The 17,097-nt window shown below is 73.7% G+C and carries 16 protein-coding genes; 8 read left to right on the top strand and 8 right to left on the bottom strand.

Going from position 1 to position 17,097, the window contains the following annotated elements; all coding sequences use genetic code 11:
• The first annotated feature begins 90 nt into the window (after nucleotides 1-90).
• Nucleotides 91-1,506: an NCS2 family permease gene (locus IF27_RS23230; protein WP_052851692.1), complete on the top strand. Its 1,416-nt coding sequence runs from the start codon at nucleotides 91-93 to the stop codon at nucleotides 1,504-1,506.
• Nucleotides 1,507-1,511: 5 nt separating this feature from the next.
• On the top strand, nucleotides 1,512-2,018 hold the full coding sequence (locus IF27_RS23225; RefSeq protein WP_052851691.1) for an NUDIX domain-containing protein: 507 nt from the start codon (nucleotides 1,512-1,514) through the stop codon (nucleotides 2,016-2,018).
• 24 nt (nucleotides 2,019-2,042) lie between these two features.
• Here the strand turns inward: IF27_RS23225 and IF27_RS23220 are convergent, their stop codons facing one another.
• A complete protein-coding gene (locus IF27_RS23220) occupies nucleotides 2,043-2,813 on the bottom strand; it encodes an IclR family transcriptional regulator (protein WP_052851690.1) in 771 nt (256 codons plus the stop codon).
• A 116-nt stretch (nucleotides 2,814-2,929) separates the two neighbouring features.
• On the opposite strand from IF27_RS23220, the gene IF27_RS23215 reads away from it, so the two are divergent.
• Together IF27_RS23215 and IF27_RS23210 are read left to right on the top strand one after the other, a co-directional pair.
• Nucleotides 2,930-4,513 (top strand): aldehyde dehydrogenase (NADP(+)), encoded by a 1,584-nt coding sequence (locus tag IF27_RS23215; protein ID WP_052851689.1) that lies wholly within the window; start codon nucleotides 2,930-2,932, stop codon nucleotides 4,511-4,513.
• 111 nt (nucleotides 4,514-4,624) lie between these two features.
• Complete coding sequence (locus tag IF27_RS23210) at nucleotides 4,625-6,580, top strand: PhoX family protein (protein ID WP_052851688.1); 1,956 nt, start codon at nucleotides 4,625-4,627, stop codon at nucleotides 6,578-6,580.
• A gap of 75 nt (nucleotides 6,581-6,655) precedes the next feature.
• Here the strand turns inward: IF27_RS23210 and thpD are convergent, their stop codons facing one another.
• The 4 genes from thpD to ectA form a co-directional block, all read right to left on the bottom strand.
• Complete coding sequence (gene thpD, locus IF27_RS23205; RefSeq protein WP_052851687.1) at nucleotides 6,656-7,555, bottom strand: ectoine hydroxylase; 900 nt, start codon at nucleotides 7,553-7,555, stop codon at nucleotides 6,656-6,658.
• A 55-nt stretch (nucleotides 7,556-7,610) separates the two neighbouring features.
• A complete protein-coding gene (locus IF27_RS23200) occupies nucleotides 7,611-8,015 on the bottom strand; it encodes an ectoine synthase (protein WP_052851686.1) in 405 nt (134 codons plus the stop codon).
• A 64-nt stretch (nucleotides 8,016-8,079) separates the two neighbouring features.
• Nucleotides 8,080-9,342, bottom strand: a complete 1,263-nt coding sequence (gene ectB / locus IF27_RS23195; protein WP_052851685.1) for a diaminobutyrate--2-oxoglutarate transaminase — start codon at nucleotides 9,340-9,342, stop codon at nucleotides 8,080-8,082.
• Between the two features lie 83 nt (nucleotides 9,343-9,425).
• A complete protein-coding gene (gene ectA, locus IF27_RS23190) occupies nucleotides 9,426-9,914 on the bottom strand; it encodes a diaminobutyrate acetyltransferase (RefSeq protein WP_052851853.1) in 489 nt (162 codons plus the stop codon).
• Between the two features lie 670 nt (nucleotides 9,915-10,584).
• Between ectA and IF27_RS23185 the strand changes: the two genes are divergently transcribed.
• Complete coding sequence (locus IF27_RS23185) at nucleotides 10,585-11,676, top strand: amidohydrolase family protein (RefSeq protein WP_052851684.1); 1,092 nt, start codon at nucleotides 10,585-10,587, stop codon at nucleotides 11,674-11,676.
• A 139-nt stretch (nucleotides 11,677-11,815) separates the two neighbouring features.
• A complete protein-coding gene (locus tag IF27_RS23180; protein WP_052851683.1) occupies nucleotides 11,816-12,790 on the top strand; it encodes an SCO1860 family LAETG-anchored protein in 975 nt (324 codons plus the stop codon).
• Between the two features lie 51 nt (nucleotides 12,791-12,841).
• On the opposite strand, the gene IF27_RS23175 is transcribed toward IF27_RS23180, so the two are convergent.
• The 3 genes from IF27_RS23175 to IF27_RS23165 form a co-directional block, all read right to left on the bottom strand.
• Nucleotides 12,842-13,513 (bottom strand): CbiX/SirB N-terminal domain-containing protein, encoded by a 672-nt coding sequence (locus IF27_RS23175; RefSeq protein ID WP_052851682.1) that lies wholly within the window; start codon nucleotides 13,511-13,513, stop codon nucleotides 12,842-12,844.
• 76 nt (nucleotides 13,514-13,589) lie between these two features.
• Nucleotides 13,590-13,784 (bottom strand): hypothetical protein, encoded by a 195-nt coding sequence (locus tag IF27_RS23170; protein ID WP_052851681.1) that lies wholly within the window; start codon nucleotides 13,782-13,784, stop codon nucleotides 13,590-13,592.
• Nucleotides 13,785-13,844: 60 nt separating this feature from the next.
• The gene (locus tag IF27_RS23165) at nucleotides 13,845-15,131 is read right to left on the bottom strand and encodes an inorganic phosphate transporter (protein ID WP_052851680.1); all 1,287 of its coding nucleotides are present in this window, start codon (nucleotides 15,129-15,131) and stop codon (nucleotides 13,845-13,847) included.
• A 70-nt stretch (nucleotides 15,132-15,201) separates the two neighbouring features.
• On the opposite strand from IF27_RS23165, the gene IF27_RS23160 reads away from it, so the two are divergent.
• Both IF27_RS23160 and IF27_RS23155 read left to right on the top strand, forming a co-directional pair.
• The gene (locus IF27_RS23160) at nucleotides 15,202-15,879 is read left to right on the top strand and encodes a class II aldolase/adducin family protein (RefSeq protein WP_052851679.1); all 678 of its coding nucleotides are present in this window, start codon (nucleotides 15,202-15,204) and stop codon (nucleotides 15,877-15,879) included.
• A 54-nt stretch (nucleotides 15,880-15,933) separates the two neighbouring features.
• Nucleotides 15,934-17,037, top strand: coding sequence for an alpha/beta hydrolase (locus tag IF27_RS23155; protein ID WP_052851852.1), 1,104 nt, complete (start codon nucleotides 15,934-15,936; stop codon nucleotides 17,035-17,037).
• The last annotated feature ends 60 nt before the right edge of the window (nucleotides 17,038-17,097 follow it).

The raw sequence follows: 17,097 nt of genomic DNA, 5'->3' as shown, positions 1-17,097 counted from the left end.
ACAGGGAAAACCTCCCCACGCTGCTGAGCAGGCAGAATCCCGGGGTCCCCGTACACCCGTTCCCCCCACCCCGTTACCGAGGATGACGTCATGCCCTCTGCGCCTGCGCAGCGCCTGGACCGCTTCTTCCAGATCTCGGAGCGCGGCTCCACGATAGGCCGGGAGGTGCGCGGCGGACTCGTCACGTTCTTCGCGATGGCCTACATCCTGGTCCTCAACCCGCTGATCCTGGGCGGCGACAACGTCCAGGACATCAACGGTGACCAGCTGTCGTTCCCGCAGCTGGTCACCGTGACCGCCCTCGTCGCGGCGGTCATGACCGTCCTGATGGGCATCACCGCCAACCTGCCGCTCGCCCTCGCGGCCGGCCTGGGCATCAACGCGATGCTCGCCTTCCAGATCGCCCCGCAGATGACCTGGCCCGACGCGATGGGCCTCATCGTCATCGAGGGCATCATCCTGTGCGTCCTGTCCGCGACCGGGCTGCGCGAGGCCGTGATGAACGCCATCCCGATGGGCCTCAAGCAGGCCATCGGCGTGGGCATCGGCCTGTTCATCGCGCTGATCGGCTTCGTGGACGCGGGCTTCACCACCGGCCTCGCGGGCTCCCCGCCGCTGAGCCTCGGCGGCACCGGCGAACTGCACGGCTGGCCCGTCCTCGTCTTCTGCCTCGGCCTGCTCCTGACGCTGGCGCTCATGGCCCGCAAGGTCAAGGGCGCGATCCTCATCAGCATCCTGGTCATGACGGTCTTCGCGATCGTCGTCAACGCGATCGCCGACATCGACGACGCGGCCTGGGGCGTCACCGCGCCGACGCTGCCCGACGACGTCGTGGCGAGCCCCGACCTCGGCCTGCTGGGCGACTTCAGCCTCTTCGGCGCCTTCGGCGAGGTCGGCACGGTCACCGTCGTCCTGCTGGTCTTCACGCTCTTCCTGACCGACTTCTTCGACACCATGGGCACGGCCGTCGGCGTCACCGGCGAGGCCGGGCTGCTGGACGAGAACGGGCGGGTGCCGCGCCTGGGCCGCCTGCTGTTCGTGGACGGCCTGGCCGCCGCCGCGGGCGGCGCCGCGTCCGCGTCGTCCAACACGTCATTCGTCGAGTCGGCCGCCGGTGTCGGCGAGGGTGCGCGGACGGGCCTCGCGAACCTCGTCACGGGCGGCCTGTTCGCCGCCGCGCTCTTCCTGTCGCCGCTGGCCGCCGTCGTCCCGCCGCAGGCCGCCGCGCCCGCGCTGGTCGCCGTCGGCTTCCTGATGATGGTGCAGGTCGGCCGCATCGACTGGACCGACTACGCGATCGCCATCCCGGCCTTCGTCACCATCGCGGTCATGCCGTTCACGTACTCGATCACCAACGGCATCGGCGCCGGGTTCATCACCTACGTCGTCCTGAAGGTCGTCCTCGGCCGCACCAGGGAGGTCAGCTGGCTGCTGTGGCTGACGGCCGCCCTGTTCGTCGTCTACTTCGGGATCGACCCCGTCGAGCAACTGCTCGGTGTTGACTGACCCTCATGGGACTGTTCCGCAGAGCACGCCGCTTCGACCGCCGCACGGCACGCGTCCTCCTCCTCGACGCCCAGGACCGGCTGCTGCTCCTGCGCACGGAGGACCGCAGGACGTCCACCGCCGAGTGGCTCACCCCAGGCGGCGGGGTCAAGGCGCGCGAGGCGCTGCCCGCCGCGGCGGCGCGGGAACTGCGGGAGGAGATCGGCCTGCGGGTCACCGGCGCGGAACTGGGCGCGCCGGTGGCCCGCACCCACGGGTACCTGTCGGGGGAGTGGCTGACCGGCTGGGTCGAGGACGTCTTCTTCCTCCACCGCGTCGTCGCGCACGAGGTGGACACCGGCGCGATGGAGGCGTACGAACGGTCGGCCGTGACGGAGCACCGCTGGTGGGGCCTGCCGGAGATAGCCGCGACGACCGAGCGCGTCGTCCCGCTCGGCCTCGCGCCGCTGCTCACCGGCCTGATCGCGGGCCGCGTCCCGGCCGAGCCGGTCGAACTGCCCTGGCACCACTGACGGTCCGGCCGCCGCCGGGGCGGCTCACAGGTGGCGCGTGGCCAGCGCCAGCCGGTCGCGGGCGTCGAACAGCGCCTCGCGGATGAGCTGTTCGTGCCCGGGACGCAGGCGCGCCACCGGCACCGAGCAGCTGATCGCGTCCCGCGCCGGGCGGCGGTAGGGGATCGCGATGCCGAAGCAGGTGAGCCCGAGCGTGTTCTCCTCGCGGTCGATGGCGTAGCCGCGCTCGCGGATGACGTGCAGCTCCTCGATCAGCCGCTCGCGGTCGGTGAGGGAGTGCTCGGTCAGCGGCTCCAGCTTCTCCGGCAGCAGCGCGCGCACCTGGTCGTCCGAGTGCGTCGCCAGCAGTGCCTTGCCGAGCGAGGTGGAGTGCGCGGGCAGCCGCCGTCCGACGCGGGTGAACGGCCGCAGGTAGTGCTGCGACTGACGCGTCGCGAGGTAGACGACGTTGGTGCCGTCGAGGCGGGCGAGGTGGATCGTCTCCGACGTGTCGTCCGAGAGCCGGTCGAGCGTCGGCCGCGCCGCGGCCACCACCTCGTCGCCGTCGATGTAGGACGTGCCGACCAGCAGGGCGCGGACGCCGATCCCGTACCGGGTGCCGGTCGCGTCGGTCTCGACCCAGCCCAGCTCCACGAGCGTGCGCAGCAGCATGTACAGGCTCGACTTGGGGTAGCCGACGGCCGTCTGCACGTCGGCGAGGGAGTGCATGCCGGGCTGCCCGGCGAAGAACTCCAGCAGCTCGACCGTGCGTACCGCCGATTTGACCTGGGCTCCGCCCGTCTCCGGCACTGCCATCCGACCTGACCCCCTTGAATCGCGCCGCAGCCACATACTACAGTCCCGTTATTCACATACGGAGACGTCGTTCAGTATATCGAACTGTGCGTCGCGTGACAGGAGGGACGGGCCCGGTGGCCGAACCAGTGTGGAGCGTGGACCCGCGGACCGGGACGCGGCGGGTGCGGGTCGCCGGGGAGGCCACGGCCGCCGCCGTGGACGCCGCCGTCCGCGCCGCGCACGCCACCCGCGCCGCCCTCGCCGACCGTGACCGGCGCGTCGCCCTGCTGCGCGCGGCGGCCGACCGGCTGACCCAGGCCGGGCCCGAGCTGATCGCCGCGGCCGACGCCGAGACGGCCCTCGGCGTCCCCCGGCTCACCGGTGAACTCGCCCGCACCACGGGGCAGTTCCTCGCCTTCGCCGACGAGGTCCTGGACGGCGGCGCGCTCGGCGTCGTCATCGACCACGCCGACCCGTCCGCCACCCCGCCACGCCCCGACCTGCGCCGCCACAAGGTGCCGCTCGGCGTCGTCGCCGTCTACGCGGCCTCCAACTTCCCGCTGGCCTTCTCCGTGCCGGGCGGCGACACCGCCAGCGCCCTGGCCGCGGGCTGCCCCGTCGTCGTCAAGGCCCACCCCGACCACCCCGAGACCTCGGAACGCGCCGCCGCCGCCCTGCGCCTGGCCGCCGCCGACGCCGGGCTGCCCGAGGACGTGCTCACCCTCGTGCACGGCTTCCGGGCGGGCATCGACCTCATCGGGCACCCGCTGGTCACCGCGGCGGGCTTCACCGGCTCCGTACGCGGGGGCCGCGCGCTGTTCGACACCGCCGCGGCCCGGCCCGTGCCCATCCCCTTCTACGGCGAACTGGGCAGCCTGAACCCGGTCGTCGTCACCGAGCGCGCCGCGCGCGAGCGGGCCGGGGAGATCGGCGCCGGGCTCGCCGCCTCCATGACGCTCGGCACCGGCCAGTTCTGCACCAAGCCGGGGCTCGTGTTCGTCCCGCGCGGCGAGGCGGGCGACGCCCTGGTGGCCGCGCTCGCCGGGCAGGTCGCCGAGGCCGCGCCCGGCGTGCTGCTCGACGCCGGGATGCGCGAGGCGTTCGTCTCCGGCGTCGCCGCGCGCGCCGCGCTCGACGGCGTCGAGGCGCCTGTCGCCCCCGGCCCCGGCGCGGACGGCACCGTCGTGCCCGGCTTCCTCACCGTGGACGCCGCGCGGCTCGCCGCCGACGGGCCCCACGACCTGCTGCTCGACGAGTGCTTCGGCCCCGTCACCGTCGTCGTCCGCCACGACGCCGACGCCGACGCCGACGCCGACGGCCCGGCCGCCGTCCTCGCCCGCCTCGGCGGCAGCCTCACCGCGACGGTCCACCTCGCCCCGTCCGAGACCGGAGGTGAACACACCGCGACCGGCCGCGCCCTCCTCGCCGCCCTCACCCCGCTCGCCGGGCGCGTCCTCGTGAACGGCTGGCCCACCGGCGTCGCCGTCACCCCCGCCCAGCACCACGGCGGCCCCTACCCGGCCACCACCTCCCTGTTCACCTCGGTCGGCGCCACGGCGATCGAACGCTGGCTGCGCCCCGTCGCCTACCAGAGCACGCCGCCCGCGCTGCTCCCGCCGGAACTGCGCGACGACAACCCCCTCGGCCTGCCCCGCCGGGTGAACGGGGTGCGTCAGGGTGGAGGCGCGGGGCTGAACGCGCCGGGACAGCGCGGATGAATACGCCGTACGAATGGAGGTGGCCGGACGTTCACCTTCGGGGCTTCTTCGCGCCACCGGCGGCTCCTAGCCTCACGTGAACGTCATGCCGTCCACACGTGAGGTCACGCGATGTCAGGTCAGCTGCCCGTGTTCCCGGAGATCGACCCGGACGACGTCAGCTCCAACCCCTCCGGCAACCGCACCTTCGGCGAGGTGGCCGCGACGCGGCTGTCCCGCCGGACCGCCCTGCGCGGCGGGACAGCCGCCGCCGCGGGGTTCCTGATCGCGGCGGGCGCGGGCGCGGGCACCGCCTCGGCGGCGTCCGCCGCGACGGCCGCGCCCGCCGCCGCACCGGCACGGCACGGCCGTGACCTGCTCGGCTTCCGGCCGGTGCCCACCAGCACCGACGACACGTTCGCCGTGCCGGAGGGCTACGTCACGCAGGTCCTCATCCCCTGGGGCACCCCGGTACGCCCCAGCGGCCCGGCCTGGCGGTCCGACGCGGGCAACTCGGCCGAGGAGCAGGCCGAGCAGATCGGCATGAACCACGACGGCATGCACTACTTCCCCCTCGGGCGCGGCGCGGAGGGCAGCCGCCGCGGCCTGCTGGTGCTGAACCACGAGTACGTCGATCAGGAACTGCTGTTCCCGGACGGCCCTGAGGAGATGACGGCCGAGAAGGTCGCCAAGGCCCTGGCCGCGCACGGCGTCAGCGTCGTGGAGATCGAGCGGCGCGGCGACACGTGGCGCGTCGCCGAGTCGCGCCGCGCCCGCCGCATCACCGGCAGCACGCCCGTCACGTTCTCAGGACCCGTCCGCGCCGACCACCCCGCCCTGCGCGCGGAGGGCGCCCCCGCCGGGACGCTCAACAACTGCTCCAACGGCTGGACCCCCTGGGGCACGTACCTCACGTGCGAGGAGAACTGGAACAACTACTTCGGCACCGAGGACCCCGACTGGGAGCCCACGCCCAGCCAGGCCCGCTACGGCGTCTCGCGCACCGGCGGCGGCTTCCGTTGGCACCTCGCCGACCCGCGCTTCGACCTCGCCGAGAACCCGAACGAGATCAACCGCTTCGGCTGGGTCGTCGAGATCGACCCGCAGGACCCGCGCGCCAAGCCCGTGAAGCGCACCGCACTCGGCCGCGTGAAGCACGAGGGCTGCACCGTCACCGAGTCGCGCGGCCGGATCGTCGCGTACACCGGTGACGACCAGGACGGCGACTACATCTACAAGTTCGTCGGCCAGGGCAACTGGCGGGTGCAGCGCGCCCTCGGCCGCAGCCCGCTCGACCACGGCACGCTCTACGTCGCCCGCTTCGACGACGACGGCACCGGCACCTGGCTGCCCCTGGAGCACGGCCGCGGCCCGCTCACCCGCAGGAACGGCTGGGCCGACCAGGCGGACGTCCTGCTGCGCACCCGCGAGGCGGCCGACGCGCTGGGCGCGACGCGCATGGACCGGCCCGAGTGGATCTCCGTCAACCCGGAGAACCAGGACGTCTACTGCACGCTGACGAACGGCAGCGGCTGGGACAGCGCGGTCAGCCCCCGCCGCCCCAACCCGTACGGCCACATCGTCCGCTGGACCGAGCGCCGCCGCGACAACACCGCGACGACGTTCGAGTGGGACCTGTTCCTCCTCGCGGGCGACCCGGCCCACGACCCGGAGACGACCCTGGACGCGCGCGACGTCTTCGGCTCGCCCGACGGCCTCGCGTTCGACGCCGACGGCCGGCTGTGGATCCAGACCGACGTCTCCAACTCGACGCAGAACCTGCCGGAGCGCGGCCACGAGAACATCGGCAACAACCAGATGCTCGCCGCCGACCCGCGCACCGGCGAGATCCGCCGCTTCCTCACCGGCCCGCGCGGCTCGGAGATCAGCGGCGTCACGTTCACGCCCGACCGCAGGACGATGTTCGTGAACGTCCAGCACCCGGGCGAGGCCACGACCGCCTGGGGCGCCCCGAGCCCCGAGGACCCGCGGGCCGTCAGCAACTGGCCCGACTTCGACCCCGAGGGCCGTCCGCGCTCGGCGACCGTCGTCGTCCGCAGGCGCGACGGCGGCGTGATCGGCACCTGAACGACCGCGCGGGCCCGGGCACCCCAGGGGTGTCCGGGCCCGTCCGTCCCCGCGCGGCGGCGCCGCGTCGGCGGGTCAGCGCACCGGCGTGAAGTCCCGCGCGCCGATGAACTCGGGGCGCCGCACCGGCGCCGCGAACGGCTCGACGGCCGCGTTCTCCACGCTGTTGAAGACGAGGAACACGTTGCTGCGCGGGTACGGGGTGATGTTGTCGCCCGAGCCGTGCATGCAGTTGCAGTCGAACCAGGTCGCGGAACCGGCTGCCCCGGTGAACAGCTTGATGCCGTGCCGGTCGGCGAAGCCCGTCAGCGCCTCGTCCGACGGCGTCCCCGCGTCCTGCATCTGGAGCGACTTCTTGTAGTTGTCGCGCGGCGTCTCGCCCGCGCAGCCGAGGAACGACTCGTGCGAGCCCGGCATGATCATCAGCCCGCCGTTGGTGTCCAGGTTCTCGGTCAGCGCGATCGACACCGACACCGCGCGCATCCGCGGCATCCCGTCCTCCGCGTGCCAGGTCTCGAAGTCCGAGTGCCAGTAGAACCCGCTGGCACCGAAGCCCGGCTTCACGTTGATCCGGCTCTGGTGGACGTACACCTCGGAGCCGAGGATCTGCCGCGCGCGCTCCACGACCCGCGGGTCACGCACCAGCGCGGCGAACACCTCGCTGATCCGGTGCACCTCGAAGACCGAGCGGATCTCGCCGGACGCCGACTCCACGATCGACCGCTCGTCCGCCCTGATCCGCGGGTCGCCGACCAGGCGGTCCAGCTCGGCCCGGTAGACGGCGACCTCGTCCGGCGTGATCAGCTGCTCCACCGAGGCGAACCCGTCCCGTTCGAACGCCGCCAGTTCCCCGGCCGCGAAGGGGCCTGGCGCGTCGGTGCCCGCCCACACCACCGGGTCCTGGCGCGGCGTGGCCACCTCGGTCGCGCCCCGCGTGGGGTACAGGTCGGCTGTCCGCTCGGGTGCGGCTGTCATGACTGACTCCTCTCCTTCGGTGCTCGGTACTTCCGTGTCGTCGGCGCGGCTGGCCCTAGGAGGCGGGGGCCTCGGTCAGCAGCGGGTAGACGCCGTTCTCGTCGTGGTCCTCCCGGCCGGTGACCGGCGGGTTGAAGACGCAGATCGTGCGGAAGTCGGTGCGCGGGCGCAGCGTGTGCTTCTCGTGGCCGTCGAGCAGGTACATGGTCCCCGGCGTGATCTCGTACGTCTCGCCCGTCCCCTCGTCGGTCAGCTCGGCCTCGCCCTCGACGCACAGGACGGCCTCGATGTGGTTCGCGTACCACATGCGGGTCTCCGTGCCCGCGTAGAGCACCGTCTCGTGCAGCGAGAAGCCGACGCCCTCCTTGGCGAGCACGATGCGCTTGCTGCGCCAGGTGCCCGAGGCCGACCTGACGTCCCGGTCGGTGCCCTCGATGTCCTTCAACGATCGGACGATCACGCTTCTCCCCTTCGTCGTCTGCTTGCGGTGCGGCGGTGGCGTGGCGGTGGTGGCGGCGGCCCGTTCAGGCCGTCTCGCGCACCGCGCGGGTCAGCGTCCGCAGTCCCTCGTCCAGTTCCTCCGGCGTGACGGTCAGCGCGGGCAGCAGCTTCACGACCTCGCTCTGCGGCCCCGACGTCTCGATCAGCAGCCCCAGTTCGAACGCGCGGCGGCAGACCGCCGTCGCCCGGTCCTGGTCCTCGAACGTCAGGCCCCAGACGAGCCCGCGGCCCCGGTAGGCGGCGCCCGCGTGCTCGGCGGCCAACTGCCGCAGCGCCGTCTCGACCTGCTCGCCCCGGCTGAGGGTCTGCTTCTCCATCCCGCCGTCCGACCAGTACATGTCGAGCGCGGCGGCGGCCGTGACGAACGCCGGGTTGTTGCCGCGGAAGGTGCCGTTGTGCTCGCCCGGCTCCCAGATGTCCAGCTCGGGCGCCAGGAGCACCAGCGACATGGGCAGCCCGTAGCCGCTGATGGACTTCGACAGCGTCACGATGTCCGGCACGATCCCGGCCTCCTCGAAGGAGAAGAACGCGCCGGTCCGCCCGCAGCCCATCTGGATGTCGTCCACGATCAGCAGCATGTCGTGCCGCTTGCACAGGTCGGCGAGGCCGCGCAGCCACTCGGCCCGCGCGACGTTGATGCCGCCCTCGCCCTGCACCGTCTCCACGATGACGGCGGCGGGCTTGTTCAGCCCGGAACCGGCGTCGCCCAGGAGCCGTTCGAACCAGATGAAGTCGGGCGTCCGGCCGTCGAGGTAGTCGTCGAACGGCATCGGCGTGCCGTGCACCAGCGGGATGCCCGCCCCGGCGCGCTTGAACGCGTTGCCCGTGACCGCCAGCGCGCCGAGCGACATGCCGTGGAACGCGTTGGTGAACGACACGATCGCCTCGCGCCCCTTCACCTTGCGGGCCAGCTTCAGCGCGGCCTCCACGGCGTTGGTGCCGGTCGGCCCGGGGAACATGACCTTGTGGTCCAGCCCGCGGGGCTCCAGGACGACGCTCCTGAACGTCTCCAGGAACGCCCGTTTCGCCGTCGTGGACATGTCGAGCCCGTGCGTGACGCCGTCGCGCTCCAGGTAGTCCAGCAGGGCGCGCTTCAGGACCGGGTTGTTGTGGCCGTAGTTGAGCGATCCCGCCCCGGCGAAGAAGTCGAGGTACTCGCGGCCGTCCTCGTCGTACATCCGGCTGCCGCGTGCGCGGTCGAAGACGGTCGGCCAGGCGCGGCAGTAGCTGCGCACCTCCGACTCCAGGGTCGTGAAGACACTCGGGGCGGGCTGGGTGGTGGTCACGGCTTTCTCCTGGTCTGCGAGGTCTCTCGGGGTTCTGGCGGGCGGACGGCGGTGGTCCGGTGAGCGGCCGGACGCGCGCCCGGTCACGGACGGGGCGCCCCGTCGCGGGCGCCCACCGGCCCGATGCGGTACAGCAGTTCGGGCGCGTGCCCGCCCTCGGGGAAGAGCGCGGCGTCGAACAGCACCTCACGCTCCACGACGGCGCCGTGGCGTGCGGCGAACGCCGTGAACAGCCGGTCGGAGGCGTGGTTGTCGGGGGTGACGGTGGTCTCGACGGCGTCCACGCCCCGCGCGCTCCCCGCACGCAGGACCAGGGCGTCCAGCATGGCGGCGGCGACGCCCTTGCCACGCTGCGCGTGATCGACCGCCACCTGCCAGACCAGCAGGGTGCGCGGCGCCTCCGGACGGGTGTACCCGGTGATGAAGCCGACCGCCTCGCCCGATCCGTCGCGGGCCACGATAGAGGTCGCCGCGTAGTCGCGGCACCACAGCAGGTAGCTGTAGGAGGAGTTCAGGTCAAGGACGCGGGAGTCGCGGGCGATACGCCACAGCGCGGCTCCGTCGGCGGGCATCGGGGAGTCGAGGACGAGGTCGTCGTGCCCGGCCGGGAAATCACGGTCTCGCACAGTGCCGGGTGCTCGGTCGTGTGCGCCGTCACGCTCTCCGTGACGGGCATCGATTTCGGTACCTACGGGGTCTGGTTGTGCGGGGGTCATGGAGATTGAATTTACCCAGCGACGCCGGATAACGCATGGCGGCCCGGGGTTACCAAGGCTGTCCCGCCGTGGTAACGCGCGCGTGAACCGGTGTGATCCGGGCGGAGAAAACACCCGTTCTGTCCGTTAGTTACCGGACAAAAGGGGCGACTTTGTGGACCTCATCACAGATGTGTAACGTCCGTATGACCTTCTTGGCCTGATCCGGTGACCGTCGGAAAACTTCGCGAAGGGGGGTTTGGGGTCGAGGAGAGCGGGCAGAAGTGCGCCGGTAAGCTCACCCTCTTATTCGACGGATAAACGCAGTGGAAAACCGCCGGAATTCCCGCCTCCGGGATTGCGCCTTCCTTCTTGCTTTCCGTGTCGGATTCCCTGCGGAGCGTGTGGGGGAATCCGGGGGCCGGGGCCGCGCGCGGGCGCCGGGACGTCCCCGCGCCGTGCCTTCCGCGGCGTACCGTCCGCCGGAACTGTTCGACAGGGCATGCCACCCTCGCCCGTGCGTCCAGGCCGCCGCGTGCGTGTGATCATGGGGCCCGTGCCCGACCTCCATCTCACGGGACGCGTCCTCGCCGGTCCCGACGACGTACGGGACGAGCTGTGGGTCGTCGGCGGCCGGATCAGCCACACCCCGCCCGCCACCGACCGCGACACCGTCACGCTCGACGGCTGGGTGCTGCCCGGCCTCGTGGACGCGCACTGCCACGTCGGCCTCGGCCGCGACGGCGCCGTGGACACCGCCGAGACCGAACGGCAGGCCCTCACCGAACGCGACGCGGGCGCCCTGCTGCTGCGCGACGCCGGATCGGCCGCCGACACCCGCTGGACCGACGCGCGCCCCGACCTGCCGCGGATCATCCGCGCGGGCCGCCACATCGCCCGCCCGCAGCGCTACATCCGCGGCTACGCCGCCGAGGTCGAGCCCGAGGAACTCGTCGCCACCGTCCGCCGGGAGGCGCGCCGGGGCGACGGCTGGGTGAAGCTCGTCGGCGACTGGATCGACCGGACCACGGGCGACCTCGCCCCCTGCTGGCCGCCGGACGCCGCCCGCGCCGCGATCGCCGCCGCGCACGCCGAGGGCGCCCGTGTCACCGCCCACTGCTTCGCCGAGGACGCGCTGCGCGACCTCGTGGAGGCCGGGATCGACTGCGTCGAGCACGCCACCGGGCTCACCGAGGACACCGTCCCGCTCTTCGCCGAGCACGGCGTCGCCATCGTGCCCACGCTCGTCAACATCGCGACATTCCCCGGCCTCGCCGACAGGGGCGACGCCAAGTACCCGCGCTGGGCCGCCCACATGCGGCGGCTCCACTCGCGCAGGTACCGCACCGTCCGCGCCGCCTGGGAGGCCGGGGTGCCCGTCTACGCCGGGACGGACGCGGGCGGCAGCCTCGCGCACGGGCTGATCGCCGCCGAGGTCGCCGAGCTGGCCAGGGCCGGTCTCCCGGCGTCCGACGCCCTCTCGGCGGCCACCTGGGGCGCCCGCGCCTGGCTCGGCCGTCCGGGGCTCACCGAGGGCGCCCCTGCCGACCTCGTCGTCTACCCGTCCGACCCCCGCGCGGACGTCCGCGTCCTGGCGCACCCGCGGCGCGTGGTGCTGCGCGGACAGGTGGTTGCCTAAACCTCCCCAACTACGCCCGATCGAGTGAAGCGGGCGCATTCACAGCCCTTTCACCCCGCAGGCGTCGAAGGATGACCGACGTCCCGGACGCCGCCGCACACCCGGCGGCGTCCATCCTTCGCGAAGGGGTAAGTCACCCGTGTCCAACTCCGCCTTCCGCCGGCCCACCGCCGCAGCCGTCGCCACCGCCGCGGCACTCCTCGGGGCCCTCGCCCCGGCAGCCGTCGCCGCCGACGACACCCCCGACGGCGGGACCGCGAACGCGGCGGTGCTCCGTACCGGCCTGAACGTCGCGCTGCTGAACCGCACGCTCGAACTGCCGCTCTCCGTCGCGCTCAACGAGGTCGCCGCGCCCGACGGCGGCGGCACCGCCGACGAGACGCTGCTCACCGCCACGCTGGACGGCGTCGCGGGCGGCGACCCGTTCGAGCTGCTGCGCGCCGAGGTCGCCTCCGCGACCGCCACCTCGGACCCGCGCGACGGCGCGTCCGCCGAGGTGTCGCTCGTGAACGCCCGCGTGCACCTCCCCGGCCTGCCGGGTGCCGCGCTGGTCGAGGCCGACGTGGTCGGCGCCAGCGCCGTCTGCGCCACCGGCGAGGCGCCGACCGCCGACGTCACGATGCCCGCCGCCCTCACCGTCCTCGGGCAGCGCGTCGAGCTGAGCGCGACCGGCTCCACCGTCGTGGACGTGCCAGGCGTCGGCGAGGTCACCCTCGACCTCTCCCGCACCGAGACGACCGAAGCCGACGCCTCGGCCGCCGCCCTGCGCCTCGCCGTGGACGTCAACCCGCTGAACCTGAACGTCGCCGAGGTCACCGGCGAGCTGACCCTCGCCGAGGCCGCCTGCACGTCCCCGGCCGCCACCGAGGAACCGGGCGGCGAGGAGCCCGAGCAGCCGGGCGGTGAGGAGCCGGGCGAGGAGCCGGGCACCGAGGCGCCCCCGGCGGACGGCGAGGGCACCAGGCCGCAGACCGGCGGCGGGGAGGAGACCGGCCCCGACCTCGCCGAGACCGGCGGCGGCTCCGGCACGCCGCTGATGGTCGGCGGCGCCGCGGCCCTGCTCGCGGCGGGCGCGGCCACCGTCTGGGTCACACGCCGCCGCCGCTCCGCCTGACCGGCGGCCGGGCGGCGCCCCTGCCCACGGGGCGCCGCCCACCGGCCCGGTTCAGCGCGCCGCCGCCGTCCCCACGCGGTGCCCGCAGGCGTCGCACCGGTCCGCGTCCAGCGCCGCGCGGTAGCGCGCGAGCACGAGGTCGGCCAGCTCGTCCACCGGCCCGACGACGTCCGCGTGGCGCACCTCGGTCCCCGTCCGCGCCGCGGCCCAGCCCTCGGCCTGCGCGCGGGCGCGGTCGGCCGGGCCGCCGGGGAGGACGGCGAGGGGGAGCACCACGATCCGTCGCGCCCCGAGGGCCACGCAGCGGTCGAGGCCCGAGGGCACGTCGGGCGCCGCCACGGAGGCGAAGGCCACCTCGACGCCCGCCAGCCCGCTGCCCTCCCACAGCAGCCGGGCCGTCCGGTGGACCGCCGCGTTCGCCTCGGGGTCGGGCGAGCCGGGCGCGGCCAACAGCACGGTCGTGTCGGCCCGTTCCGCGAGCTTCAGCACGTCGCCGATGCGCCGCTCCAGGGCGTGCAGCAGCTCGGGGGCCACGGCTGCGCCGTCGAGCGCGACCGTCACGGCGTCCGCGGGGGCGTCGGCTCCCGGCGCCACCACCGGCACGCCCGCCGCCCCCGGCCGGTCGGGGAGCGCGCCGACGAACGCGCGGAGCGCCGCCGTCCCCTCGTCGTTCAGCGGGCCCTCGTGCACGACGAGCAGGGCGGGCGGATCGGACGGACTCACGGAAGGCTCCCCACGACGCAAAGCAGTCAACAGCACCTATGTTGACCGTTGTTGCGCGCGGATGATCCGCCGGGGGTCACACCGTGATCAGGAAGATGCCGTAGCCGACCGCCAGCGCGCACAGGGCGTAGCCCAGGTAGCCCACCGGCCGTACGGCGGCCCGGGGGGAGGAACCGGCGCGGATGCCGAGCGAGAAGAAGCCGACCAGCGCCACCGTCAACACCACGGAGACGGCGATGACCTGGGCGAGCGTGCCCCAGTCGATGTCCATCGGATTACCTCGGTCCAGGAGCGGGGGTCGGGGGGAACGGCGGGGTCACGCGGCGGCCGGTCACGGGAGCGGGCCCGTGGCGGGAGCGGGCGCCGGGGCCGCCACCGGCCCGGGGGAGGGGAGGACGACCTGCGCGGGCACGGCGGGCACCTGCGCCGCAGGGACGGCGTCCCCGCGCGCGGCGACCTCGGCGCCGGTGCCCGACCCCGCGCCGGTACCTGCGCCGGCGTCCGTGTCGGTGGCCTCGTCGCCGTTCACGTTCGAGTGGTCAACCGGCTGCCGCCGCGACAGCGACCAGATGAGCGCCGACGCCGCGACCAGCAGCGCGGCGACCGCCGCGACACCCCAGTCACCCTGGTCGGCCAGCACGGCGCCGCCCGCCCCGATGAGCCCGGCCGCCGGGAGCGTCAGCCCCCACGCGACGACCATCCGCGCCGCCGTGGACCAGTGCACGACGCCGCCCTTGCGGCCGAGGCCGCAACCCATCACCGCGCCCGAGCAGACCTGCGTGGTCGAGAGCGCGAAGCCCATGTGCGACGACGCCAGGATCGTGGTCGCCGCGCCGGTCTGCGCGGCGAAGCCCTGCGGCGGCCGGATGTCGGTGAGGCCGCGCCCCATCGTGCGGATGATGCGCCAGCCGCCCAGGTACGTGCCCAGCGCGATCGCCGTACCGGCCGAGGCGATGACCCACATCGGCGGGTCGGCGCCCGGCGCCAGCGAACCCCCCGCGATCAGCGCCAGCGTCATGACGCCCATGGTCTTCTGCGCGTCGTTCGTGCCGTGCGCGAGCGAGACGAGCGCGGCGGAGGCGATCTGGCCGGTGCGGTAACCGCGCGCCGCGGACCGCTCGTCGGTGCCGCGGGTGACGCGGTACGTCAGCCGCGTCGCGAGCAACGCGGCGACCCCCGCGACCAGCGGCGCGGCCACGGCCGGGATGAGCACCTTGGTGACGACCGCGTCGCCGTTGATCGCGTCCGAGCCGACGGAGGCCAGCGTCGCGCCGATCAGCCCGCCGAACAGGGCGTGCGAGGAACTGGACGGCAGGCCCGCCAGCCACGTCAGGAGGTTCCACACGATCGCGCCGACGAGCCCGGCGAAGATCACTTCGGGTCTGACGCCCGCCTCCTCGTCGATGATCCCGCCGGAGATCGTGCGGGCCACCTCCACGGAGAGGAACGCGCCGATCAGATTCAGGGCGGCCGACATCGCCACCGCCGCACGGGGTTTCATGGCCCCGGTCGAGATCGTGGTGGCCATCGCGTTGGCCGTGTCGTGGAATCCGTTGGTGAAGTCGAACGCCAGGGCCGTGATGATCACGACGGTGATCAGCAGCGTGATGTGTTCCATGTACCTGGACAATCATTCGGCGGGCCGGAGGGGAAACGCCGTTAACGTAAGGTGAACAGGTGAACAGCAGATGAATTTGCGGCGGCGTGTTCCTGATGGTTGGCACCGGGCATGGCAAGGGCTGCTCGACCATGCCAGGCGGACCGTCACCGACGGCCTCGTCGTCGGCACCTCGGGCAACCTCTCGGTGCGCGTGGAGGGCCGCGAGGAGGACGCCGTCCTCGTCACCCCGAGCGGCGTCCCCTACGACCAGCTCGGGCCCCGTGACCTGCTGGCCGTCGATCTGGACGGCCACCGCATCACCGGCTCGCTCCCACCCACCAGCGAACTGCCGATGCACCTGGCCGTCTACCGGGCCACCGACGCGGCACGCGCCATCGTCCACACCCACGCCGTGCACGCCACGGCCGTCTCCACCCTGGTCGATGAACTGCCCGCCGTCCACTACATGACGGCCGCCCTCGGCGGACCCGTACGCGTCGCCCCCTACGCCCGGTACGGCAGCGACGAACTGGCCGCCCACGCCCTCGCCGCACTCCGGGAACGCAGCGGCTGCCTCCTGCGCAACCACGGCACGCTCGTCCACGGCCGCGACCTGCGCCAGGCGTACGACAACACGGCCCAGCTCGAATGGATGTGCAAGCTGTGGCTGGCCGCCTCCGCCGTCCCCGGGCTGCGCCCCACCCTCCTGTCACCCCAGGACCTCGCCGACGTCGCCTCCCACCTGCGCGGCTACGGCAGGCACTGACCCGCCACCGCTCCCCGGTGGCCGATCCCCGGCCATGGGCCCATGCTGGGGACCATGCGTCGGCGCACCACGGCGGCTGTTGCCGCCACCACACTCCTGAGTGCCGGAGCGGCAGCGGCCCTGGCCGTCGCCGTGACCAACCGCCGTTCCCGCGGCACCCCCGCGGCCTTCCCGACGGCACGGCTCACCGTGCACGCGACGGCGGCGGGCCGCGTCACGCTGACCCGCACCGCCGAGTCCGTCCTGCCGGGCACCTACGCCCTGGTCGGCGACGACTGCCGCGCGATCGTCGGCCCCGTCGTGGACCACGCGCCCGACAGCACCCCCGACACGGTCGTCCGCCGCCTCGAACGCGTCGTCCACGGCGACCTGACGCCCGGTTCGGCCGTCACCCTCTCGCCCCAGCTCCACGCGGGCGACCCGGGCAGCGCCCTCGGCATCGACTTCACCGAGGTCGAGGTCACGGGCGACCGCGGCGCCATGCCCTCCTGGTTCGTGCCCGGGCTGCGCGACACCTGGGTCGTCGTCCTCCACGGCCTGGGCGCGACGCGCGAACTCAGCCTGAACCTGCTGCCGTTCCTCCACCACCAGGAGCTGTCCGTCCTCGTCCCGGGCGACCCCGACGAGCACGCCGACCGGCCGGAGCCCACCGGCCTCGGCTCCGCCGAGTGGACCGACGCGGAGGCCGCCCTGCGTCACGCCGTCCGCTGCGGGGCCCGCAGCGTCGTCCTGTACGGCACGTCCACCGGCGCCACCATGGCCCTGCACACCGCCGTACGCTCCCCGCTGCGCGGCCGGATCACCGGTCTCGTCCTCGACTCCCCGGTCCTCGACCCCGCCGCCACCGTCCGCGCCCTCGCCCGCCACCGCGGCGTCCCCGGCGCCCTGTGGCCGCTGGCCGTGCGCACCGCAGAGGACGTCGAGGCACCCCCGCCCGACCTGGACGAGAAGGGCAGGGGCACCACCCTGCCCGTCCTCGTCGTCCACGGCCCCGACGACACGATCGCCCCGTGGGAGGCGTCGCGCGCCCTCGTGGAGCGGCATCCGGGGACGACGACCCTGCACCCGGTCCCCGACGCGGGCCACGCCGCCATGTGGAACGCCGACCCGGCGGCCTACGAGGAGGTCCTCCGCCGCTTCCTCACCCCGCTCATGTGACTCGTCATACAAGCTCCTGTACGGGGAGTTTGGGATTCCGGGCCCGACCGGTGAAACTGC

Source organism: Streptomyces avicenniae, from assembly GCF_000719135.1.
Taxonomy (GTDB): domain Bacteria; phylum Actinomycetota; class Actinomycetes; order Streptomycetales; family Streptomycetaceae; genus Streptomyces; species Streptomyces avicenniae.
Note: the sequence above shows the minus strand (reverse complement) of the source record. Positions and strands in the feature narration are given on the sequence as shown.

Excerpts from the sequence above, each read along its gene's own strand:
- IF27_RS23230 (WP_052851692.1), top strand. The coding sequence starts at position 91 with ATGCCCTCTGCGCCTGCGCAGCGCCTGGACCGCTTCTTCCAGATCTCG.
- IF27_RS23225 (WP_052851691.1), top strand. The coding sequence starts at position 1,512 with ATGGGACTGTTCCGCAGAGCACGCCGCTTCGACCGCCGCACGGCACGC.
- IF27_RS23220 (WP_052851690.1), bottom strand. The coding sequence starts at position 2,813 with ATGGCAGTGCCGGAGACGGGCGGAGCCCAGGTCAAATCGGCGGTACGC.
- IF27_RS23210 (WP_052851688.1), top strand. The coding sequence starts at position 4,625 with ATGTCAGGTCAGCTGCCCGTGTTCCCGGAGATCGACCCGGACGACGTC.
- thpD (WP_052851687.1), bottom strand. The coding sequence starts at position 7,555 with ATGACAGCCGCACCCGAGCGGACAGCCGACCTGTACCCCACGCGGGGC.
- ectA (WP_052851853.1), bottom strand. The coding sequence starts at position 9,914 with ATGCCCGCCGACGGAGCCGCGCTGTGGCGTATCGCCCGCGACTCCCGC.
- IF27_RS23185 (WP_052851684.1), top strand. The coding sequence starts at position 10,585 with ATGGGGCCCGTGCCCGACCTCCATCTCACGGGACGCGTCCTCGCCGGT.
- IF27_RS23170 (WP_052851681.1), bottom strand. The coding sequence starts at position 13,784 with ATGGACATCGACTGGGGCACGCTCGCCCAGGTCATCGCCGTCTCCGTG.
- IF27_RS23165 (WP_052851680.1), bottom strand. The coding sequence starts at position 15,131 with ATGGAACACATCACGCTGCTGATCACCGTCGTGATCATCACGGCCCTG.
- IF27_RS23160 (WP_052851679.1), top strand. The coding sequence starts at position 15,202 with ATGAATTTGCGGCGGCGTGTTCCTGATGGTTGGCACCGGGCATGGCAA.
- IF27_RS23155 (WP_052851852.1), top strand. The coding sequence starts at position 15,934 with ATGCGTCGGCGCACCACGGCGGCTGTTGCCGCCACCACACTCCTGAGT.